Annotated in this window: 22 protein-coding genes; 2 read left to right on the top strand and 20 right to left on the bottom strand. The window is 27.9% G+C overall.

Annotated features, from left to right (window positions below; all coding sequences use genetic code 11):
• Positions 1-65: 65 nt before the first annotated feature.
• On the top strand, positions 66-431 hold the full coding sequence (locus HNP68_RS02070) for a hypothetical protein (protein ID WP_183219923.1): 366 nt from the start codon (positions 66-68) through the stop codon (positions 429-431).
• Positions 432-585: 154 nt separating this feature from the next.
• On the opposite strand, the gene miaA is transcribed toward HNP68_RS02070, so the two are convergent.
• The 9 genes from miaA to HNP68_RS02025 are packed head-to-tail and all read right to left on the bottom strand — an operon-like array spanning position 586 to position 7,966.
• A complete protein-coding gene (miaA, locus tag HNP68_RS02065; RefSeq protein ID WP_183219921.1) occupies positions 586-1,506 on the bottom strand; it encodes a tRNA (adenosine(37)-N6)-dimethylallyltransferase MiaA in 921 nt (306 codons plus the stop codon).
• Positions 1,493-1,693 carry a DNA-directed RNA polymerase subunit omega gene (locus HNP68_RS02060; RefSeq protein WP_183219919.1) on the bottom strand — a complete coding sequence of 67 codons (201 nt, stop codon included), beginning with the start codon at positions 1,691-1,693 and terminating at the stop codon, positions 1,493-1,495. The genes miaA and HNP68_RS02060 overlap by 14 nt, the downstream gene beginning before the upstream one ends.
• Complete coding sequence (gene cmk, locus HNP68_RS02055; protein WP_183219918.1) at positions 1,690-2,238, bottom strand: (d)CMP kinase; 549 nt, start codon at positions 2,236-2,238, stop codon at positions 1,690-1,692. The genes HNP68_RS02060 and cmk overlap by 4 nt, the downstream gene beginning before the upstream one ends.
• On the bottom strand, positions 2,235-3,101 hold the full coding sequence (locus tag HNP68_RS02050; protein WP_183219916.1) for a YicC/YloC family endoribonuclease: 867 nt from the start codon (positions 3,099-3,101) through the stop codon (positions 2,235-2,237). The genes cmk and HNP68_RS02050 overlap by 4 nt, the downstream gene beginning before the upstream one ends.
• Before the next feature lie 10 nt (positions 3,102-3,111).
• Positions 3,112-4,518 carry a UDP-N-acetylmuramate--L-alanine ligase gene (gene murC / locus HNP68_RS02045; protein ID WP_183219914.1) on the bottom strand — a complete coding sequence of 469 codons (1,407 nt, stop codon included), beginning with the start codon at positions 4,516-4,518 and terminating at the stop codon, positions 3,112-3,114.
• Positions 4,508-5,455, bottom strand: coding sequence for a hypothetical protein (locus HNP68_RS02040; RefSeq protein WP_183219912.1), 948 nt, complete (start codon positions 5,453-5,455; stop codon positions 4,508-4,510). The genes murC and HNP68_RS02040 overlap by 11 nt, the downstream gene beginning before the upstream one ends.
• The gene (locus tag HNP68_RS02035; RefSeq protein ID WP_183219910.1) at positions 5,424-6,371 is read right to left on the bottom strand and encodes a pseudouridine synthase family protein; all 948 of its coding nucleotides are present in this window, start codon (positions 6,369-6,371) and stop codon (positions 5,424-5,426) included. The genes HNP68_RS02040 and HNP68_RS02035 overlap by 32 nt, the downstream gene beginning before the upstream one ends.
• A 12-nt stretch (positions 6,372-6,383) precedes the next feature.
• Positions 6,384-7,715 (bottom strand): sodium/pantothenate symporter, encoded by a 1,332-nt coding sequence (panF, locus tag HNP68_RS02030; protein WP_183219908.1) that lies wholly within the window; start codon positions 7,713-7,715, stop codon positions 6,384-6,386.
• Between the two features lie 56 nt (positions 7,716-7,771).
• Positions 7,772-7,966, bottom strand: a complete 195-nt coding sequence (locus HNP68_RS02025) for a DUF997 family protein (protein ID WP_183219906.1) — start codon at positions 7,964-7,966, stop codon at positions 7,772-7,774.
• A gap of 71 nt (positions 7,967-8,037) precedes the next feature.
• Here HNP68_RS02025 and coaBC point away from each other — a divergent pair, with 71 nt between their 5' ends.
• A complete protein-coding gene (coaBC, locus tag HNP68_RS02020) occupies positions 8,038-9,210 on the top strand; it encodes a bifunctional phosphopantothenoylcysteine decarboxylase/phosphopantothenate--cysteine ligase CoaBC (protein WP_183219904.1) in 1,173 nt (390 codons plus the stop codon).
• 24 nt (positions 9,211-9,234) lie between these two features.
• Here the strand turns inward: coaBC and HNP68_RS02015 are convergent, their stop codons facing one another.
• The 11 genes from HNP68_RS02015 to infB all read right to left on the bottom strand — a co-directional run bounded on the left by HNP68_RS02015 (position 9,235) and on the right by infB (position 23,545).
• Positions 9,235-10,641: a HEAT repeat domain-containing protein gene (locus tag HNP68_RS02015; RefSeq protein WP_183219902.1), complete on the bottom strand. Its 1,407-nt coding sequence runs from the start codon at positions 10,639-10,641 to the stop codon at positions 9,235-9,237.
• Entirely contained in the window at positions 10,638-12,158 is a 1,521-nt protein-coding gene (murJ, locus tag HNP68_RS02010) for a murein biosynthesis integral membrane protein MurJ (RefSeq protein WP_183219900.1), read from the bottom strand. Before murJ ends, HNP68_RS02015 begins: the two co-directional genes overlap by 4 nt.
• The gene (tgt, locus tag HNP68_RS02005) at positions 12,151-13,278 is read right to left on the bottom strand and encodes a tRNA guanosine(34) transglycosylase Tgt (RefSeq protein WP_183219898.1); all 1,128 of its coding nucleotides are present in this window, start codon (positions 13,276-13,278) and stop codon (positions 12,151-12,153) included. Before tgt ends, murJ begins: the two co-directional genes overlap by 8 nt.
• Positions 13,279-13,306: 28 nt before the next feature.
• The gene (locus tag HNP68_RS02000; RefSeq protein WP_183219896.1) at positions 13,307-14,374 is read right to left on the bottom strand and encodes an LptF/LptG family permease; all 1,068 of its coding nucleotides are present in this window, start codon (positions 14,372-14,374) and stop codon (positions 13,307-13,309) included.
• Entirely contained in the window at positions 14,371-15,660 is a 1,290-nt protein-coding gene (locus tag HNP68_RS01995) for an LptF/LptG family permease (protein ID WP_183219894.1), read from the bottom strand. The genes HNP68_RS02000 and HNP68_RS01995 overlap by 4 nt, the downstream gene beginning before the upstream one ends.
• The gene (locus tag HNP68_RS01990) at positions 15,635-17,164 is read right to left on the bottom strand and encodes a hypothetical protein (RefSeq protein ID WP_183219892.1); all 1,530 of its coding nucleotides are present in this window, start codon (positions 17,162-17,164) and stop codon (positions 15,635-15,637) included. Before HNP68_RS01990 ends, HNP68_RS01995 begins: the two co-directional genes overlap by 26 nt.
• Positions 17,165-17,170: 6 nt before the next feature.
• Entirely contained in the window at positions 17,171-19,339 is a 2,169-nt protein-coding gene (pnp, locus tag HNP68_RS01985) for a polyribonucleotide nucleotidyltransferase (protein WP_183219890.1), read from the bottom strand.
• Positions 19,340-19,353: 14 nt separating this feature from the next.
• Positions 19,354-19,620 (bottom strand): 30S ribosomal protein S15, encoded by a 267-nt coding sequence (rpsO, locus tag HNP68_RS01980; protein ID WP_183219888.1) that lies wholly within the window; start codon positions 19,618-19,620, stop codon positions 19,354-19,356.
• 172 nt (positions 19,621-19,792) lie between these two features.
• The gene (gene truB, locus HNP68_RS01975) at positions 19,793-20,641 is read right to left on the bottom strand and encodes a tRNA pseudouridine(55) synthase TruB (protein ID WP_183219886.1); all 849 of its coding nucleotides are present in this window, start codon (positions 20,639-20,641) and stop codon (positions 19,793-19,795) included.
• Between the two features lie 2 nt (positions 20,642-20,643).
• Positions 20,644-21,006: a 30S ribosome-binding factor RbfA gene (gene rbfA, locus HNP68_RS01970; RefSeq protein WP_183219884.1), complete on the bottom strand. Its 363-nt coding sequence runs from the start codon at positions 21,004-21,006 to the stop codon at positions 20,644-20,646.
• Between the two features lie 22 nt (positions 21,007-21,028).
• Positions 21,029-23,545: a translation initiation factor IF-2 gene (gene infB, locus HNP68_RS01965; protein ID WP_183219883.1), complete on the bottom strand. Its 2,517-nt coding sequence runs from the start codon at positions 23,543-23,545 to the stop codon at positions 21,029-21,031.
• Position 23,546: the final 1 nt, after the last annotated feature.

Here is a 23,546-nt window from a genome sequence, read left to right as displayed (position 1 = left end):
TAAAAAATACTATATTATTATAGTAACATACTAAAGTAGTATGTTACACAAAAATCAAGGAAATTATGAATACAAAGACATTATATTTAATATCCTTAATTCTCTTTGCTTGCAATAAAAACAACAAAATTCCTCTTATTCAAAAGTTGAACTTACCCAAAAGCAGCATTCTTGGCTTTAGCAATAAAACAGGTTTAATAATAAAAGACTATGCTTTTCTTAGCAAAAGCACCAAGAAAATTAGCGAATTAGATTATGATTACGAAATCCTACTTAGAAAAGATGAAATCGTAAAAATTGAAAAAACATTGGAAAAAACAGAACGCTATGGAATTAAAGGAAATTGGATCCTGGTCAATTATAAGGGAACTAAAAGATACATCTTTAGCAAAGACATAAATATAATTAACAATCTAATAATTGAATATTAATAGCCCCAGCCCCTCTCACTAAGCAACTGGAAAAAAGTTCTATCAATGCAACAAATTACTTATTTTTTTTCTTATGTCTATTTTTTCTTCTTTTTTTCTTTCTTTTATGAGTAGAAATTTTTTTTAATTTTCTCTTTCTTCCGCAAGGCACTCCCTAAATCTCCTTATTAACTTTAAAAATTAAATTCAAAATGTCATCTAAGTCATCCTCTGGATGAAACCATAAAACATTAGAAATTTTAGCAAAAAAGGTCATTTGCCTTTTTGCATATAAAAACGAATTTTGGTTTATTAAACTTATTATATCATTTAAACCATAACAAGGTCTACTTTTCCATAACAAAAACTCGTTATAGCCTATCCCTTTAAAAGCCGGGGTATTTTCATTGTATCCCTTAATAAACAAACCTTTAATCTCGGAAAGTAATCCACTATCAAACATTTCATTAATTCTTATTGATATTCTAGTTTTTAAATCTTCAAAAGATCTTTTAAGACCTATAATTAAAATATTTTTAAATTCGCTATTTTGTTTTTTTTGAAATTGACTAATAGGAATTCCTGTTTGGTAGTAAACCTCAAGCGACCTTTTAATACGGTAAATATCATTCTTATTTAACATATTAAATCTGATGGGATCTACATTTTTCAATTCTTTTAAAAGGTGAGATTTGCCTTTAAAATCTAAAAGATTGTTTACATAAATTCTTATTTTAGAAGTAACCAAAGGCGTTGAAGGAAATCCATATTTTAAATGCTTGAAATAAAAAGCAGTACCTCCCACAAATATAGGAATTTTTTTTTTCTGCCTTATTTCTTTTACTATTCTTAAAGCTTGCTCATAAAAAATTCCAAGGGTATACTCTTTTTCGGGATCTAAAAAATCCACTAAATGATGCTTTATATGTTTCATTAAACTTTTACTCGGCTTTGAAGACGCTATATTAAACTCTTTATATACTTGAATAGAGTCAACATTAATAACTTCCGCTTTATTTCTTGGAAAATGAAACAAAATATTGCTTTTGCCCACAGCTGTAGGCCCAAAAATAAAAACTATTCTATCTTCCTTCAATTGAATAACTAAACTTACCAGTCAAAACGTCATTAAAAGCTTGTCCTAGTATTTTATCATCAAAAATAACATGCTCTGCCAAAGAAATATTGTCTATGATTTGCTCTGTGCGCATTATAGTCGCAACAACAAGTTCATAAAAATTTCCATCAAAATCTTGTATTTTTTTTAAAGGTACCTTAGTCATTTAATCTCCTTTTTTTTTAAGTTTCTTTTATCAATCTCATCTCGAATTAATTCAAAAACTTCATTTGGATTAATATTTGTAACATCAACCACCAAATCGGTCTTTGAAGAATAATCATCAATATCTATGTTATAAATAGCCAAATATCTTTTCTTATCATTTTCATCTCTACTAAAAGTACTACTTAAAACATCAGAATACATCCCCCCCTCTCTTGTCATTATTCTCTCAGCTCTTACTTCCATTTTAGCATAAAGATATATTTTTAAATCAGCGCTCTTAGAAATCCAAATAGCAAGACGAGAAGCAAGCACTGTATTATTTTTTTTAGAAAGCGCAGACAATCTCTTATCAAGATACCTATCCCAATAATAATCATTTCGTCCTATTATCTCTTTTTCATAAAACTCCGAAAAAGGCATTTCATGCTCTCTTGCAATATCATGAAAAGTATAATTAATAAACTCAAGACCGTAATGTTTTGCAATCATACTACTTACAGTAGTATTACCACAACCACTCTTACCAGAAAGTGCTATTTTCATTCAACGTTCCTTATTTGTTCTTTTATTTTTTCTAAATTCAGCTTCATATTTAAAATCAAATTCTTAATATCAAGATCAACTGCCTTATTACTCATAGTTGTTATTTCTCTATGCATTTCTTGAGAAATAAATTCGAGAACTTTGCCACATATATCATATTCAAGATTTTTATAAAAAGTTTCTATATGAGAATCTAAACGCATGATCTCTTCATTGATGTCTAGACGAATTGCCATTTTAGCTGCTTCTTCTGCAATGCTTAAATCTCTAAATTCATCCATTAATTTAGAGATATTTTCTTTAATACTTGCGAATAATTTTACATTTATATCATTACAAGCATCCTTAACAATTTTAAGATCTCGCTCTATTAGCACAAGAATTGACACTATGTCCGATTTAGTATTTTCCCCTTCAAAATTTCTACCATTATTGTAATGAAATAACGTTTCCTCTAAAACACCTTTAAATAAACCATAAATTTCCTCTTGATGCTCACTATCCTCATCAATTATCAAAGCTCCTTTCAACGATAAAAAATCTCCCAAACTTAATTCGTTCTTAATATTAAGATTGGTGTGTGCCAAAGAATCTTTAAGCCTAGAAATAGCTTCAATATAATTAGGATTAACTGTAAAATTCATACGAGGAACCAATTCTTTATATCCTACATTTAAAAAAACATTGCCTCTGCTAATATATTTTGAAATCAAATTTCTTATATCAAGATCATAACCAGAAAAAATTTCTGGTAACTTAAGTTTAAATTCTAAAAATTTCCCATTATAAGATTTTAAATTAACACTAAACATATAGTTACCAATTATCTTTTCTAAATAAAAAAATCCCGTCATGCTTTTCACTATAATACCCTTACAAAAAATCATGCAAAATAAAATTATTTCCAGCACCCATTGTAATAAACAAATCTCCTGATACTAATAAACTTTTTATAAAATTAATAGAGTCTTTAACATCTTTAAAAAAATAAGTATTTTTATTTATTTTTTTAATATTTAAAAACAAATTAATAGAAAGTTCATCTGGATTAAAATTTTCCCTATTAGAAAGATATATATTGTGCAAAATTAATATATCAACATCACTTAAAACCTCCACAAAATTATCAAAAAATTCTTTTGTTCTTGTGAAGGTATGGGGCATAAAATCCAAAATTATACGCTTGTTTTTATAAAAATTTTTAATACCTAAAAGAGTATCTCTAACTTCCCGAGGATGGTGAGCATAATCGTCCATGTAAACCACTCCCTTTTCCTCTTTAATAACTTCAACCCTTCTTTTTATACCACTATAATTTTTTGCAACTCTCTTTATAGCATCTTCAAAATCAAAAATTGATTTTCCATTGCTTTCTAAAAAAAGATTTAAAGCTAAAAGCGCTGCTGAAAAATTTAATATGTTATGAAATAAAACTGTCTTAAGTTCAACATTACGCAAGCCTAAAAAAGAAAAACAAAAATATTCATTCTTAACTACAATGTTACTTATTTTAAAATCTGACAAATCTTTAGATCCAAAGCTAAAAATATTTATATCCTTTCTACTGATCTGCTTTTTAATTTTAAGCAAATTATTATCATCAGAATTAATTATTAATATCCCATTTTTCTTTAAATTATTAATATATTGTAAAAAAGCATCTTCAAGAGACTCATAATTTTTGAAAAAATCAACATGCTCATAGTCAACATTGGTTAAAATAAGCATATTAGGACTAAAATGTAAAAAATGTTTTTTATACTCACAAGTCTCAACAATAAAAATATTGCTAATACCAGCTATTGAAGAATTATCTCCAAAATCTTTAACACTTGATCCAACAACAACATTAGGATTTAATCCTAATTTGTTAAAAAGAACACCTAAAAATGCCGTAGTGGTGGTTTTACCGTGAGAACCTGCAATCCCAATACTATAGTACTTTCTAGAAAGCTCGCCAAGAGCTTCAGAATAAGATAAAATAGGTATATTTAATTCTTTTGCTTCAAGTAAAACTTGCAAACCATTCTTATCATAAGCTGAAGAATATACTATTAAATCAAAAGATTTATTAAGCTCTTTTAATGAAAATTCATAAATATTCTCATAATAAGATATTTTATTATTATTTAAAATTTTATCAGTATAAAATTTATCAGAAACATCTACCCCTTCTACATAATACCCTTTTGCATTTAAAAAACAAGCCAGAGAACAAACCCCACTTCCCTTTATTCCTACAAAAAAAATATTATTCACACTATCAAAATCAATCTTCATAGCTCTCTTCTAAGTAATCTTTTTTGTCATAAAATTTATGTATAACTATATCAATAGATAATATATTGATTATTGTATACTTAAGTACATTAGTAATAATGTAAGTTCTAAGCATTTCTGTATTATTAAATAAATTATTTCCAAGAGGAATATTTAAAAATAGCTTAAAAAGATAATTACCCCCGTCTTTTTTGATTTTAAGATCATAAACAATATAATTTCTATCATACTCAGAAACACAATGTTCAATAATTTGCCTTACAGCTCTTTTAGAAATAGATAAAACCCCTTCTTCATAAAAATGCGGCCTTACAACAGATCGAATATAATTTTTCTTCCTAGTAAAAAACCATCCACTTTTAAAAAAAACTTTGATTGGATTTAATAACAAATTAGGCCTAACGGACTTTATTTCAAAAGCTGCGGCTGGTACAACATGCTCCCCCATTTGCCTTGAAATTTTTGCTTTTTCTATTTCCTGCTTAGTTGAAACATCTGTTATGTAAATAATCTTAAAAACATTTGGCAACAAAAGTCTTGAGATTATTTTATCTATCATTTTAAGACTTGTTCCCAATATTAAAACTTTATTAAATTTTTCTCTACCAAGAACTTCAAGCATTTCACTGCAATGAGCATCATCTTCGAATACAGATCGCTTTACTGCCCTGAAAACATTATCCTCAAACTTAGCAGAACTCCCAGCAATAATTTTCATATTTTTAATTAACACGCCATCATCAATGATTAAGGGTATTGAATATTTATCTGCTACCAAATGCGACCTAAAACTCTTACCAGTGCCAGCAGATCCCACCAATGCATACACCTTAACTCTAACAAATTTATGCTTAATACTAGTTGTAAAGTTTTTAACCTTGCTTAATATTTTTTTTAAAAAAAAATTATTTGAAAAATTCTGAAAATTCATAAACATCAAAAATATCTTTTACTTGCTTTAAAAATTCTAAACTAGGCTTAGCGTAAAATGCATTCTTTTTAAAGAATGCTCCATTAAATTTTACCAAAAAAGCATGTAAAAAGTAATTGCTTTTATTAAATTTATCATGATATTTTCTATCATTAATTAAAGGATGATTGTTAAAAGAACATTGGGCTCTTATTTGATGAGTAAAGCCTGTTTCAATAACAATTTCAGCAAGAGTAGCTTTCTTGGAAGATAATATTGGATTAACCTTTGTAATTGCATTAATAAGCTCTTTATTATCCAAAACAAAAGTTTTTTTCAGTCTTTTATTTCTAAATAAATGATTTTCATAAACAACAGTTGACTTAACCTCACCTAAAAGTATTGCAAAATATTTTTTAGTTATAGTTCCACTATTAAATGCCACACTTAGCTTTCTTGCAGCATTTATATTTTTTGCAAAAATAATAACACCAGAAGTATTCCTGTCAAGTCTGTGAACTGCGGAAGGTTTAAAGCTTAGAGATCTTAAATTTTCTCCTAAAAGATAAGCATTCACTAAAAAATCAAGAGAGTTTTTGCCCCCATGAACTAAAATGCCTCTTTGCTTATCCACAACAAGTAAATCACTATCCTCATAAATTATTCTTTTTTGAATACTTTGAAAATCAACATGGCTTTTATAATATTCATCCATAGTTAAGTTTAAACTTTGAGCTAAAGATTTATACAAATAAATTTTATCACCTTTACAAACTCTACATGAAAAATGTGATTTCAGGCCATTAAGTCTAATATCACCCTTTCTAATATGTTTTATTATCCCAACTTTAGACAAATTCAAAATTTTAATTAAAATTGAATCTAATCGCTTGCCATTGTCATTGGCAAGAACTTCTAAAAGAATATACTTATCTAAACACAATAATTAATCATCCTAATAAACTTTGTGATATTTTTTACAAAAAAAATTAACTATTAAAAATGTTAATATAGAAATAAAAAATGATGGAAAAACGGGGTGAAAAAACCAAATATTCAAACCAAAGCATAAAATGCACAAATAAAATATCAAGCCTAAAAACATAGAAGCAAATGCTGCTATTTTGCTTACAAAATTAAAATAAAGTCCAAAAACAATAATAGAAAAAAATGAAACCTCTAAAGCTCCAAAAGCAAAAATATTAACAAAGAATAAAAAATTGGGAGGAAAAAAAGAAAATACAAGTATTATTAAAATAAAAAACACATTAGAAACCATTATCACTCGTTTAATCTTTACATCTTCTTTTAAATTTTTTTTATAAATTATTAACTTCATTAAAACAGACGTCATTAAGAGTAAATTTGAATCTACTGTGGACATTATTGCAGATAAAAGACCCATAAAAAACATAGAACAAGAAAAAGGATTTAAAACTTTTAAAGCTACATTTAAAACAACTTTATCATTTGGATTTAAATCTGGAAAAAGAATAATAGCAAAAAATCCTATTAAATGCATCAAAATAATTAAAAAACTGATAATAAAAGTAGAAATAGGAAGAGAAAATTTTATAGAATTTTCATTTTTAAATGCTATAAAATTATTAATAACCTGAGGCTGACCTAATATTCCTATTCCTATTAATATCCAAAAAGAAATTATATATTGTGGCTTTAAATCAACATTTGAAGGAATTAAAAAGTTTTTATCTAAAATAGACATTGCTGTCTTAAACAAATTATTAACGCCCCCTCCCAAATCTAACATTTTGGAAAACAAAATAACAGATGAAACTATCATTAAAAATCCTTGAATCAAATCTGTATAAGCTACTGCCTTAAATCCACCAAAGAATACATAAATAAAAATTAAAAAAGCAAAAAGTAAAAGACCGGCTACATAATTAATGCCTAAAAACACTGCTATAAGCTTAGCACCACCTATTAATTGGGCAGAAATCAAAAACATTGAAAAAAAAATTAATACACATCCACTAATTAATGCTAAAAAATTACTCTCATATCTATATCTAATATAATCAATAATATTGATTGCATTAATTTTTTTTGACTCACGATTTAATCTCTCCCCAACAATAATAAAAGCAATCAAAGTTGTAGGAATTTGTATAGTGGCTAATAATATAAAAGATAACCCATACTTGTAAACAGCAGAAGGACCAGAAATAAAACTACTAGCACTAATATAGCTAGAAGAAAATAATAAGGCCATAACAATAAAATTAATATTTCGATTTGCAAGAAAATATTTATTTAACAACAAAAAACTACCTCTATTCCTTTTTTAAGGATATAAAAATAAAAAAGATTAATAATGTATTAAATTTTACTAATTACTAAAATAAAAAAACAAACCAAAAAAAAATTTATACTGGGAAACAAAATTCCTGACCCAAAAAACCACAAAGGGATATTAAATATAGTAGCTGATGTGTCGATAAAATAGGCAAAATAAATCCATATAAAAAATATACAAACATACAATAATATAGCATACAAAATTCTATTTTTCATTTAAAACAACCTTAGTAAAAGGGCATCAAAACTTACAAATTCAAACTCATGCATATTATATAATATATTATATGAATAAAAATAAACATATATTAATTGGCATATGTGGGGGCATAGCCTCTTACAAGTCCGTTTATATAGTTTCTAGTTTAGTTAAATTAGGATACAGTGTTAAAGTTGTAATGACAAAAAATGCAACTAAATTTATTACTCCTTTAACTTTAGAAACCATTTCTAAAAACAAAATAATTACTAATTTATGGAACTTAGATCATAACGAGGTTGAACATATAAAAATTGCAAAATGGGCCCACCTAATTCTTATTATTCCTTCTACCTACAATACAATATCTAAAATTGCATCGGGAATTGCTGATGATGCATTAACCACAATAATATCTGCAAGCACAGCACCTACTTATTTTGCAATAGCAATGAACAATGCAATGTATTCAAACCCTATTTTAAAAGAAAATATAAAAAAACTCAAAAAGCATCATTATAAATTCATTGAACCTGATAAAGGATTTTTAGCATGCTCATCAAATGCTTTAGGACGCCTAAAAAATGAAGACAAAATTATAAAAATAATATTGAATGAATTTAATCAAAAAAATTACCTAAAAAACAAAAAAATACTAATAACAGCATCCAGAACTGAAGAATCAATAGACCCAATTCGCTATTTTTCAAATACATCAACTGGAAAAATGGGATTTTGTTTGGCACAAGAGGCTGTCAAACTAGGAGCTCAAGTTACAATTATCACAGGTCCAACTAATGAAAATAAACCTGAAGGGGTCAATATTATAAAAATAAAAACTGCAATGGAAATGTACAGGGAAGTCCTAAAAATATATAATAAATTTGAAATAATAATTGGGGCTGCAGCTGTTGCAGATTTTAAGCCCAAACGCATTTTTAATAATAAAATCAAAAAAAACAAAACCGACAAATTATATATAAAATTAGTAAAAAATCCTGACATAATACAACACATAGGAAACAATAAACTTAAAAACCAAATTGTTGTTGGATTTTGCGCCGAAAATTCTAAAAATTTAATTCAAAAAGCCAAAGAAAAATTAAAAAAGAAAAATTTGGACTTTATCATTGCAAATGAACTTAAATATTTTGGTTCAAGCTTAAACAAAGTTTACATAATAAATAAACAAAGTATAAAAGAACTCCCAGAAATGAAAAAATCAGAAATAGCTAAAGAAATTTTAAAAATTTTGTACTAATACTGCTTAACGGTTTATTAACAATCAATAATCTTTTAAAAGCATTTTAATATATTCAGAGTTTGTTTCACTTTTAATTTTTTTAAGTTTATCAGAAAGTGATGAAGATTTATTATAAACAGCTCCTTTTAATGCAAAATGCCTTAAATCAACATTTTTACTGTCAATGGTTTTAGAATAAAAATTATCAAAATTACCCTTTTTGGCAGCCAACATTGACGCAATACCTTTTAAAACATTTGAAGGTCTATTAACATTTTCTTTGTTAATAATTTCTAAAGCAATTGACAATGCTTTTAGAGAATCCTTATCTAAAAGGTAACTAAACATTGAAATTTTAAAATTATTGTCAATCTTCAAATTAAACATAATATTCTTTATCTCAATATCCCCAAGATCCATATCAATTAAAGCCTTCGCTGAAGCCTCCCTAACTTTAAGAGATGGATCGCTTTTAACCTTATAAATCAAAATATCCTTTGCTGAAGAGTCTTTATGTTCTTTAATTGCATTAATAGCTTTAAATCTAATATTATCATCAGAATCTCTTAAAAATCCTTGTAAAATCTCTTTGGACTTTAAAGAAGGATCTTTAGACAAAGAAGCAATAATAGCCAATTTAACATTTAAATTATTGTTATTACTCTGAAGATACAAATCAGCATTTGTGGTTACTTTATCTGGAGCAATATATGACAATGCTTCAATTGCAGCAGCCTTAATTGATGGATTCTCATAATTATCTAACGAAATTTCATAAATTCTATTTTGATAATCAACAGCGGCCATTTTTCCAAGAGCAATAAGTATTTCTCTTCTAGCCCCATCATTTCCAGAATATTTTTCAAAAACTTCCATCATATTTTTAGAATACTCAAGAGAATTGAGCTCTCCTAAATAATAAGCTGCAATAGATACCACATTACCCTCTTTATTTTCAAGAATCTCAACAAGAGTTTTTTTTAATTTCTCTTTATCATCAAATTCCTTAAGATACAAAATTGCCAAGCCAAATAAAGCATTTGAATATCTTTTACTCTCATAATTTTCAAGAATATAATTTGCTGTATCAATACCTCCTGAATACTTAAGAGAAATAAACAATTCAAGTATTTCCTTTTTAATCTCAGCATTAAAGGTTTTTTCAAGTCTTTTTTTAAGAGAAAAATTATATTGACTATCACTTGACTTTTTAAGAGCTTTTATAATGCTTGTAACTTGACTATCAAGTCCATAAAGAATTGTATCATTAACATACTTAACATCTAAACTAATATTAGAAAAATTATTACCCTTAGGAAAATTTTCCTCCTCAAGCTTATTTTCTGTAATTTTGGGCAACAAAGGAGGATTAGGGAGAGCTGGAGAATTAACATTTTGAGCATACATATTTAAAATAAATAAAAAAAATAAAAAATTAAAATATTTCATAAAGTATCCCTCCTAATAAACCTAAAAAGTTTATTTATTCCTAAAACAGAATAACAAATAAACAAAATAAAAATACTAACAATTCCTGCTGCAATTAAAAAATAAAGATTTTTAAAACTAAAACCTACATCCCACTGAAACTTTTGAAAAAAGAAATAAATTGCGTATAAAGGGAAAAGTGTAATAATTGACTTTAAAAGGACAAATAAAATCTCAATTAAATCAATTTTAACTCCACTTTTTAATATTATAAAATAAAAAACAACCACACAAATCATAAAAGAAATAGATTGAGCCAATGCCAAAGCATTCAAACCATAATAATTAATACTAAAAACAGAAAGTACAATATCAAGAATAGAAAATAAAACACTCAAATAAAATGGTGTTTTTGCATCGCGAATAGAAAAATAATATTTTTGGAAAAAACTAAACATTGAATAAAAAAGCAATCCTAAAAGAAAACACCTTAAAACACCTGCTGTTTTTTGAGTATCATAAATAGAAAACTTGCCCCCCATAAGAAATAAATTTAAAATATGATCAGACCAAATAAACATCAAAAAAGACACTGGAATAAAAATTAATAATAAAATTTTAATTCCATCTACCAAAAGGGTATTTAATTTAAAATTATTCCCTAAAACAGCATATTCTGCCATTTTAGGGAAAATTACTGTTGCAATAGAAATATAAAAAATTCCTACAGGAAGCTGATAATAAACTATAGCATTACTAAGAATAGAAACACTTCCTATCTCAAGAGTAGATGCTAATGCAAATGAAATCTGCTGAGTAATAATTGAAATAGAAAATCCAAAAATCATGCGAACCCATCTACTTAAAAAATTTAAAAATACTTTTTCTCTAAAATAAAATGTTGGTTTCCAGACAAAACCAATAACAAGACAATTTACAAACGGAATCAAAAATTGTAAAAAACCTCCGAAAATCACACCAATAACAGCACTATATATTCCAAAATGGCCATACAATAAAAATATGCTTAATATTATCCCAAAAGAAAGCATAATGGGTGAAAATGAAGGGATAAAAAAAATTTTATATGAATTTAGAACAGATATGAAGATTGATGATAGACTTATTAGTAAAATATATAATACTAAATAACTAAATACAGAACTTGCAAAAATTAAGTGTTCTCCTCTATAATAAGATAGAAAATAAATAATAGACCTTGCAAAAATAATCATAACTAAAACAATTAGACCAATAGAAATGACATTAAAGGTTACAACCGTTCTGAAAAAAGAAACTGCTTTTTCATGCGATTTGTCTTTTTCATATGTAAATTCAGGCAAAAAAGCTGAAGTCATTGCGCCCTCTGAAAGAATTTTGCGTAAATTATTAGGAATATTGAAAACATAGTTAAAAATATCAGCATCAATACTTGCACCAAAGTAATAAGAGAAAATCTTTACCTTTGCAAACCCTATTATTCGTGAAAAAAAAGTAGAAATCATAACCAAAACTGTTGAAATAACATATTTATTCATCGAAGTTTCCCTCTTCATACTTTTTTAAATATGAAGTTCTAAAGTTTAAAAAATTATCATTTAGAATTGCAGTTTTGATCTTTGAAATCAATCGAAACATATAATAAATATTATGCTCACTTGCCAAAATTATTCCAAAAAGCTCTCTAGATTTTATTAAATGTCTTAAATACCCTCTTGAATACCTTGTACATAAAGTACAGCCACAATTTTTCTCTACTGGAGAAGTATCGTCTTTATACTCCTTTCTACTAATGCGCATCATTCCATTATCTGTTAAAAGAGCCCCATGCCTAGCAATTCTTGCGGGATTAACACAATCAAAGATATCAATGCCATAGTATATGGCATCAAGTATGTAGTGAGGAGTACCAATGCCCATCACATATCTTGGTTTTTCTTTTGGTATCAACAAAGAACTGTATTCAAGAATTTCCAAATATTTTTCTCTAGGCTCACCAACAGAAATACCCCCAATGGCAATACCTGGACTGTCTAATTCTAATATATCATTGATGCTTCTTTTCCTCAAATCTTTAAAAAAATTTCCTTGAGTTATTAAAAATAAAAGCCCCTTGTATCCCTCTTTTTTATTTTTATAGGATTTGAATGTACTACGAGCCCAATTGGTTGTAATATTTGTATATAAATTGGCTTCATTATAATCAATCCCATAAGAACTGCAAATATCAAGTGGCATAATAATATCACTGCCAAAAATTTCTTGCATAGCAAATACTCCTTCAGGAGTAAAATAATGATACGATCCATCTAGATGAGACTTAAAATGCACACCTTTTAGATCAATTTTTCTTAGACCAGAAAGAGAAAATACCTGAAATCCACCCGAATCGGTTAAAAAATTTTTATTCCAAGTTGTAAAATTATGTAAACCACCATATTTTTCAATAGTTTTAATACCCGGTCTTAAATATAGATGATAAGTATTTGCAAGCATCAAATTACATTCTAATTTCTCAAGAACAGAATGTTTTAATCCCTTCATTGCCCCCAAAGTACCAACTGGCATAAAACAAGGAGTATCCACCCCACCGTGAGGAAGATTTAAAAATCCAATCCTTGCACTAGAATGTTTGTCATTCTTAATTACGCTAAACATATAAACATCCTAAATAATCATTAATATATTATTTTCTAACAACCCTATAAACAAAAAAATTAATAATCAAAAAAAATATAGTTGTAAACGAACTTGCTACATATATATGTAAATAACCAAGATCCGCTAAAAAATTAAAAATTACAATAGAAATAACATAAACAACAGCAAAAGCAATGCTATTTAATAAACTGAGTATAAAAATATTTTTTTTAAGAGCAAGAGCAATAAACCCAACAGTAAAGCTAAGAAGAATCAATCTAAATGAAAAGAATATCCTATTTAGCAAATCAAACAATGCATCAGAATAATTTAACTGCTCAATTTTTAGAAAATTTATCCAATTAATAAGTTTGGTGAAATTTAATGCCTTTGACGAGAGCATCACAGTTCTTATGTAATCAGGCTCTAGCTTAATAATTCCTGTTCCATCAAGAACATCGTAGGCATTTTCCTTAATTTTTTTACCAACCTTAACAAACTCTCTAATATTATGAAGCTTCCATTTATTATCCTTCCATTCAGCCTTATTTATATCATACCTTTTTTGGAACTCATCTTTACTGTCCTTAATTATAATCATTAAGTTAGAAAAAGTATTCTCATCAATATCATAAGATTTAATATTATAAATTTCCCTAGCAAGATCTCTAATTATTATGGTTTTATCAACAGATCTACTATCACCAATGCTATTCTTAATAAGAATATCTCTTCTTGCTACAGTATCTATTACTAAATAATTATCAAAAAAGAAAAGAGCAACCGAAATAAATACACTAATCAAAATGATTGGCCTTAATATTCTGGTAAGTGAAACTCCACAACTAAAAAGACCTATTATTTCATTTCTCATAGAAAGATTACCAATAAGATTAGAAATAGCAAAAAGAAAAGATAAAGCAACCCCATCTGAGAAAGCTTTTGGCAAATACAAATAATAAATATAAAGAATATCTTTAAAAGATATATCCTTTTCAAGATAATTCAGAAGATTAACAAATAAATCACCAAGCATAATTAAAACCATGAAAAGTAAGTTCATGGATAAAAAAGTAAGAATAATGCTTCTTACAAAAAGCTTATCTATTTTCATTTTTTTAATAATCTCAAAAAGAGAATTGCTCCTGCAACAATTAAAATCAAATTGGGCAAAATAGTAACAACAATAGGATTTGGTGCATACTGCACAGTATAAACCTTTCCACCAATAAACATCACCCAATAAAAAACACAAACAATAATTGAAATTACAAGCTCAAGAATAATAGAATATTTTCTATTAGAATACATTCCCATTGGAAAAGCCAAAAAAATGAAAAATAAAACTGAAAGCGGCAAACTAATTTTTTGATAAAATTCAAGATTAAACAAAGCCAAATTTTGAATCATACTTTTATCTTGATAAGGTTTAAAATTTAAATTTAAATTATACATATAGTTTAAATTTTCAAAGAAATAAGATTCATCCACGTAATAATTTTGATTGTATAAATAATTCAAATAAAGATTTGAAAAATTTAAACTTAAAAAATCCCCTTCTAGATTATTTTTTATATTTGAATCTGCAATTAAATTGTTTTGCTTTTTAATTAATTTTATAACATCTCTCATACTCATTTGCGAAGGAGTTACATAATTTAATAAAAAACTATCACTAAATGTAACCTGATCAATTGAATATTTCATCTCATCAGCATAAAAATAATCATAAAACCCACTCTCACCGTCTGTTAAAGCAATAGATAGAACATCATTTAAAATAAAATAAACTTGAAAATTTTCTTTTCTAATATCAAGATTTTTTGCCATAAATATTCTATCAAATCCCTTAAGTCCAGTATTATCAAAAAAAGTTACATTTTTATAACCATTTTCCGATTTTTCACCAGAAACAAAAATTAAATCTCCATACTGTTTGCTTGAATAAGGTTTTAATACTAAATGAGGAATTTCTTCTTTTATTTCATTAAAGATTTTTAACCTACCAATAGATCCAAGTGGAAGTAAGATATCATTAGATATAAAAGATATAAAAGCAATAATTACTCCTAATTTAAAAAATGGGACAAGTAAATCAAAAATTGATATACCAATTGAACGAAAAGCTAAAATTTCATTGTGAATCTTAAATTTATGAATAGTAAGAATTACTGAAATCAAAGAAGCAAAAGGGGGAGAAAGCGCAATCACCATAGGTAGAGAATATATAATAAAAACAAAAGCTTTAAAAAAGGGAACATAATTTTGAAGAAGTATTCTCATAAAAAATAAAATTTGATTTATAAAAAATACGAAAAAGAAAAATAAAAAAGTAATTAAAAAATATTTAAAAAATTCAGTAATTATGTAAGACTCATAACTGTTTTTTAATATTTTCATCTACAAAAACCAAGCCATTATTAAGAGTGCCCAATATAACATAATTTTCAAATTTAGAAACTTTTATTAAATTTAAATTAAGAAGCCCATTATTAGGACCAAAATAATCCCAATTGTCATTTTCATAATCATAAATCAATAACCCGTGATCAAAGGTTGCAAACAACAATTTTTTATCTTTAATCTCCATATCCATAAAATAATTAACATCAATATTATTAGCAATAACATGCTTTTTATAATTACTTTTATTTAAATTTAATTCAAAAAGCCCCCCTCCATATGTCCCAACAAAATAATTACCTTTATATCCTTTTATAAAATTAATATTTTTTTCATTATCATTCTTACTAAAAAAATCCAAATGTTTAATCTTTTTCAAATTATCGACATTAATACTATAAATAGCCTTATCAACCGTTCCAACCAATAATAAATTTTTTAAACTATCAAGACACATCGAAGAAATTTTATTAGATCCAAGTGGTATGTTTTTCCAATTTTTAAAATCATAAAACCATAACCCAGAATTTAAAGTACCAACAAATATTCCATTTTTAACACCAAGTAAAACTTGTATATTACTAAAATCAACACTATCAGGAGCCTTGATTTGCTTTAAATCTCCATCAGCATCATCTATATAATAAACAACATTTTTACCCCCAATATAAATTGTTCCATTATAATCAGCAAAACCCCTAATACCATTTAAAAAAATACTTTTTTTGTCTTTAAGGTAGATTTTACAATCATTTTTTTTAATATTATATCTTAAAAGACCACCCAATATATTAGTTACAAATATATTCTCCTTAAATACAAATACATCAAAAACGCTATTGTCAAGAAATCCTAAAGATTCTAAGTTTAAATGACTTACCCCAAGCTTATTACTTAAAAAATCATAAATCTCTTTGTCATAACCTGATATAGAAAATTCATTAATCTCTTTAAATGCAGAAATTGCATCTGATTTTTCTTTAATAAGATATTTTAATTCGGCTGATCTTAAACTAGCATGAGAATATTTATAATCTTTTAAAAATAGGTCAAAATTATATTCAGAAAGATCGTAAAAACCATTCTCATAATTCACATATCCAAAAAACAAATTTGCCTTAGCCAGTAATTCTCTGCCATGTTGCTTCTCATTAGTTATTATTTTATTCAAATAATAGTTTGTTAAACCAATATCTTTCTTAGCATAACTTTCTCTAGCTTTTTTAAAATAAAGATTATCTTCTTTTAAAAAAGCATTACTAAGAAAAAAAGATTCATTATCTTTTAATCCTATCAAATAGTCTCTTTTAAATTCGCCGTCTCTTTTAAATTCACCCTCATTGACAACATTATTATTTCCAATAATAACTATTTCCTTTTTCTTATCTGTAAGATCACTAATATGAGAATCTTGAATAGATTCGCTTGTAGTAAGACAGGAAAAAAATAAGACAAAGCATATAAGGCGACCTTTAAATAAATTACTCAAAACAAATTTCATATTATTTTAATAATCTTTATCTCTAACAATTTCAAGATCAATTTTTCCGAATTTATCTATATCAATTATTCTAACTTTAACTCGTTGACCTTCTTCTAATTTTGGGGGTCTAACTAACCCTGCGTTACCCCTTATATTATCTCCGCCACCACCAAATCTTGAATACCTATTGCTATTTCCAAATCTTCCAGAACCATACTTATTGTCTCTAGATTTTAAACGAGTACTTAAAAATCCTTCCTTTGTGGGAGTAAGTTCAACAAAAGCTCCAAAGCTATTAATCTTTTTAACAATTCCTTCATAAATTTCACCTACCTTTGGTTCCCTTACAATACTTTCTATTTTTTCTTTAGCCTTTTGCATTTTAAAATCATCATCGCCGAAAAGAATAATTTTTCCATCTTGCTCAATTTGAACCTTAACTTCAAATTCATCTGTTATGGCTTTAACAGTTTTTCCAGTAGATCCTATTACAAGAGATATCTTATCAATATCAATTTGTAACTGAACAATTTTTGGAGCATACTTAGATATGCCAACTCTTGAATTTGAAATTACAGCATCCATAATAGACAGTATGTGTATCCTACCTACTCTTGCCTGCTCAAGGGCATCTCTCATTAAATTTTTAGTAACATTTTCAATTTTAATATCCATTTGAAATCCAGTAATTCCATTTTTTGTACCAGCCACTTTAAAGTCCATATCACCTAAATGATCCTCTTCCCCAAGAATGTCACTTAAAACAACATATTTATCCCCTTCGCTAATAAGCCCCATGGCTATTCCCGCAACTTGCCTTTTAACAGGAACCCCTGCAGACATCAAAGACATACTTCCAGCACAAACAGTAGCCATTGATGAAGATCCGTTAGACTCCAAAATCTCAGAAACTACTCTAATGGTATACGGAAAATCGTTTTTCCCAGGAACCATTGATTCTAAAGCTCTTTGGGCTAAATGCCCATGACCAATCTCTCGCCTACCAGTCATAAGTCTGCCAGTTTCACCAACTGAATATGGGGGGAAATTGTAATGAAGCATAAAATTTAGACGCTTATCGCCATCAATATCATCCATTATTTGCTCATCAATGCTTGTACCAAGAGTAGTTACCGCTAAAGCTTGCGTCTCCCCTCTTGTAAAAAGTGCAGATCCATGCGTTCTACTTAAAATATCAACTTCCGCAATAATATCCCTTATCTCATTAGGAGTTCTACCATCTGTTCTAATCTTATCGTTAAGAATAGAATTTCTAACAATTTCCTTCTCAAAGTCATCAAAAGCTCTATTGAAAAGGGGTTCATTACTATCGGTCAATTTTTCAAGGGAAGAAAAATGCTCATAAGACTTATTTCGCAGCAAAGTTATAGCCTTATCTCTGTTAAGCTTTCCCTTAACAAAACAAGCTTCTTTAAGATCAGTATAAACAAAATCTCTAAGCTCTCCTTTAAATTCAAATATTTTTTCTTCAAAAGCTAAAGGAAGTTTTTCCTTTTTACCTACAATATCTAAAAATTCTTTTTGAGCATTACAAATTTGTTTAATATACTCATGTGCACCATCTATTGCTGATAGCAATATATCCTCACTAACCTCATTAGCTCCACCCTCTACCATTGTAATGCCATTTAAACTTCCCGCAACAACAATATCAAGATCAGAATCATGAATCTCTTCGAAAGAAGGATTTACTATAAACTTACCATTCAAATAAACCATTCTAACAGCTGCAATTGGACCATTAAACGGAATATCTGATAAAAAAACTGCCGTAAAAGCAGCATTCATTCCAACAATATCAGGGGGATTGAGCTGATCTGTGGCTAAAGTCGTAGGAATTACTTGAATTTCTCGACCAAATCTTTTATCAAAAAGAGGCCTCATTGGCCTATCTATTAATCTAGAAACAAGTATTTCTTTATCCTTTGGCTTTCCCTCTCTTTTTATAAATCCTCCTGGAATCTTGCCAGCTGCATAATATTTTTCATTATATTCAACAGAAAGAGGGACAAAATCTAAATCTTCTCTCACATTGCCTGAACAACAAACAGTCGCAAGAACAGAAGATCCTCCATAAGTTGCAAGAACCGCCCCATTAGCCTGCTTAGCCATAAGCCCAGTCTCAAATACTAACTCGTCTCTGCCTACTTTTAACTTTAATATTTTCCTCAAAATTCAACCTCTTTTTATTTTCTAAGACCAAGTTTAGATATCAACATCCTATAAGCTTCTAAATCTTTTTTTTGGTAATACCGCAATAAACTTCGTCTTTGCCCTACCAACTTTAACAAACCCCTTTTTGAGCTATGGTCTTTTTTATTTATCTTTAAATGTTCAGTTAAATACTTTATTTTACCTGTAATAAGTGCAATTTGAACCCCAACAGAACCAGTATCACTTTCATTTTTCCCAAATTCAGAAACTATTTTTTGCTTTTGCTTCTTATCTATCATAAGCAACTCCTATACCATTATAGCAAAGCTCTAACAAACCTCTTGCTATAATTTAAACTAACTACTACGATAGATTATAATATTTTTTGTTAAAAATCACAAAAACAATTTACCCTTTTCGGGTTATGTTTAATAATAAATTATTAAATTGTTTAAAAAAGCAAATATAAAATTAAAATATAATAACATATTTATATTTATTCAAACCTATTCCTTCAATAACCGCTAATATTTCCTCCGTTCTGGATTTTAAAATCTTAAATTCATTAATATTGATTTGAATTTCAACATAAACCCCATTTTTAACAAGATTTATCTTGCTAGAATCAATGTAAACTTTTTCAAAACTTTTTAAAGATTCTAAACTAATCAAGGAAGTTTTACTCAAATTTTTACACAGGGTGGAATCTTTTAACTTAAACATACCTATTTTGGTTCTTTTTAAATTGGTAACATACGCGCAAGAATTTAAAGAATATGCTAAATCTCTTGCAATGCTCCTAATATAAGTACCTTTTGAACAACTAATTTTCAAGCTAAGTAAAGAAGAGGTAAAATCATAATCTAATATTTGAATATCATAAACATTTACTTTTCGTTTTTTAATTTCAAAAATCTTTCCATTCAAAGCAAGTTTATAAGCTCTACTACCATCAATATGAACAGAAGAAAATTTAGGGGGACTTTGATAAATTTCTCCCACAAAATCTTTAAGCTTTAAATCTATATCCTCTAAACTAGGAACATAATCTGTTTTACAAACTATTCTTCCATTTGGATCAAGAGTATCTGTTTCTATTCCAAATCTAAATTCTGCTACATATTCTTTATCCAAAGAAATAAAATAGTTTGCAAGCTTGGTATATTTTCCTACAAGAGCAATCAAAATTCCACCTGCAAATTTATCAAGTGTACCAGCATGTCCAACACGATTTGTATTAAAATATCTTTTTATAGGGAAAAGAGTTTCAAAAGAAGTTTTGCCTTGTTCTTTATCAATTAAAAGGAATCCATTTTCCAAATTTAATTCTCTCTTGAAATATTTAATCCTTCAATTATTTTATTAACATAAAATGATTTAGAAAGAGAATTATCCTTGACAAATAATAACTTTGGAGTACTTCTAACTTTAATTCGCTTAACAATTTGACTTTGAATAAATCCTTTAGCATTATTTAAAGCTTTAACTGCATTGTCCAAAGACGCACCTTCCTTAATTGAGCCTATAAACACTTTAGCATTTATTAAATCTTTTGAAAATTCTACTTTAACCACAGTTAAAAATGAATGAACCCTGGGATCTTTAATTCTCCTACTCACAATCAAATTGCCAATTTCTTGAGCAATTAAACTCTCGAGTTTAAACTTTTTTATATTTTTATACATAAAATATATAAATAAAACAATACTAAGTTTTAAAAGATTTTCTTATCTTTTTTACCTCAAATGCTTCAATTACATCTCCTTCTTTAATATTAGCATAATTATCAATCATAATTCCACACTCATATTGCTCAGCAACTTCTTTAACATCATCCTTAAATCGCTTTAAAGATGAAATTTTACCAGAATGAATTTGTAAACCATCCCTCATCACATTAGTAATCGCATCTCGTTTTATTAAGCCTTGAGAGACATAACAACCAGCTATTACCCCAACTTTAGGAACATTGATTACAGCCCTCACCTCAGCAAATCCAATAAATTGCTGTTCAATATCTGGTTCAAGCAAACCCTCAAGAACTGATTTAACATCACTTATAGCATCATAAATAACATTATACTTTCTAATTTCAACTTTTTCCTGATCTGCGAGTATCTGGGCTTTTACAGTGGGTCTCACATGAAATCCAATGACAATAGCATCGCTTGCTGAAGCAAAGCTAATATCTGTTTCAGTTATTACACCCGCTGATGAATGCACAACTCTTACTCTAACTTCATCGTTTGTTAATTTTTCAAGAGAATTTTTTAAAGCCTCAACTGAACCTTGAACATCTGCTTTTAAAATTATTTTAAGCTCCTTAAGTGTTCCTTCTTTGATTGAATCATAAAGATTTAACATCGTAACTTTCTTTACATTTTTAGAAGATTCATACTTTTTAAGATCTTGTCTTTTAGAACTAATCAATTTTGCTTCTTTTTCAGTTTTCGTTACTTGAAAAGGATCTCCAGCTTGAGGCATTGAAGAAAATCCCAAAACACTAATAGCTTTAGCGGGTCCAACGCTCTTAACAGAAACACCCTTATCGCTAATTAATGCCTTAACTTTACCATAGCACGCGCCGCCTACAAAAGAATCTCCGACATAAAGGGTTCCATTTTCAATAATAACAGAACAAACTATTCCGCGCCCCAAATCAATTTTGGCATCAAGAACTTTTCCAATAGCTCTTTTAGATGGGTTTGCCTTTAATAACATCATATCTGACTGCAAAAGAATCATATCAAGAAGTTCAGAAATCCCTATATTTTTAAGAGCAGAAATCAACACAAAAATAGTGTCTCCCCCCCAATCTTCAGGTACCAAGTCGTATTCTGAAAGCTGATGTTTAATTTTATCGGGATTTGAATCTGGTAAATCAATTTTATTTATAGCAACAATAATCGGAACATTTGCTTCTTTTGCATGATTAATAGCCTCAATAGTTTGCGGCATAACACCATCAATTGCTGACACAACAAGAACAACAATATCTGTAACTTGAGCTCCACGACTTCTCATCATAGTAAAAGCTTCATGGCCAGGAGTATCTAAAAATGTTATTTCTCGGTCATTATAAACAATAGTATAAGCCCCAATATGCTGAGTAATGCCACCGGACTCTGTTTGATTTATATCTATGTTTTGAAGCACAGAAAGTAGCCTGGTTTTACCATGATCAACATGACCCATTATTGTAATAACAGGGGGCTTTTCAATGCTTTTACTATGATCTTCTACTTCTTCTTCTATAACCGTTTCATCATAAATAGAAACAACATTAACCTTTGATCCATATTCTTCAACTAAAATAGTTGCCGTATCAGAATCTATCTTTTCATTAATAGTCACCATTACACCTAAAGCCATTAATTTAGCAATTAAATCGGAAGATTTTAAATTCATCTTTCTTGCAAGATCAGAAACAGTGATGCTACCCATAATGTCAATTGATTTTGGAATTGGGTTAGCTAAATTTTCTCTTTTCTTTTTTTGAAGTTGATCAAAAACCTTTTGTTCAATTGTTTTGCTCTCAGTTTCTGCTTTTTTTCTCTTATAACTTTTTTGACTTTCTTGTTGTTGTTTTTTCTTCTCACCAAGCTTACGATTTAACTCTTTGCTATTCTCAGAATCTGCTGAAGGAGCACTGCTAACAATAGAAGGAACCTTGGTTTTTATAAGTCTTCTAAAAGATACAGGGGTGGTATATTTACTTTGAGAGTTATTTTTGGCAACATATGCCTTCTTTGTTGAATCTTGATATTGCGAACCCAAATTGTCTCTGTTTTGAAAATGCCCACCAGTTCTGTTATCTCTATTTTGTGAATATCCACCAATTCTGCTACCTCTATTTTGTAAATATCCACCAGTTCTGTTATCTCTGTTTTGAAAATGCCCACCAGCTCTACTGTCTCTATTTTGTGAATATCCACCAGCTCTATTGTCTCTATTTTGTGAATATCCACCAGCTCTACTGTCTCTATTTTGTGAATATCCACCAGTCCTGTTATCTCTATTTTGCGAATACCCACCAGTTCTACTATCTCTGTTTTGTGAATATTCAGACTTGTTGCTGTGCTTATGTAAATCAATAGAATTATTTGAATTATTTTTACCGCCTGAATCGTTATGCGTTACAATCTTTACTACCTTCTTTCTTAACTTAATAATCTTAATTTTTTTACCATCGTCATTTTTAATATCATCAATATTTGTCGACAAA

It is taken from the genome of Borreliella yangtzensis (assembly GCF_014201775.1).
In the GTDB taxonomy this organism is placed as follows: domain Bacteria; phylum Spirochaetota; class Spirochaetia; order Borreliales; family Borreliaceae; genus Borreliella; species Borreliella yangtzensis.
This window is presented reverse-complemented; position numbering and strand designations above follow the sequence as displayed.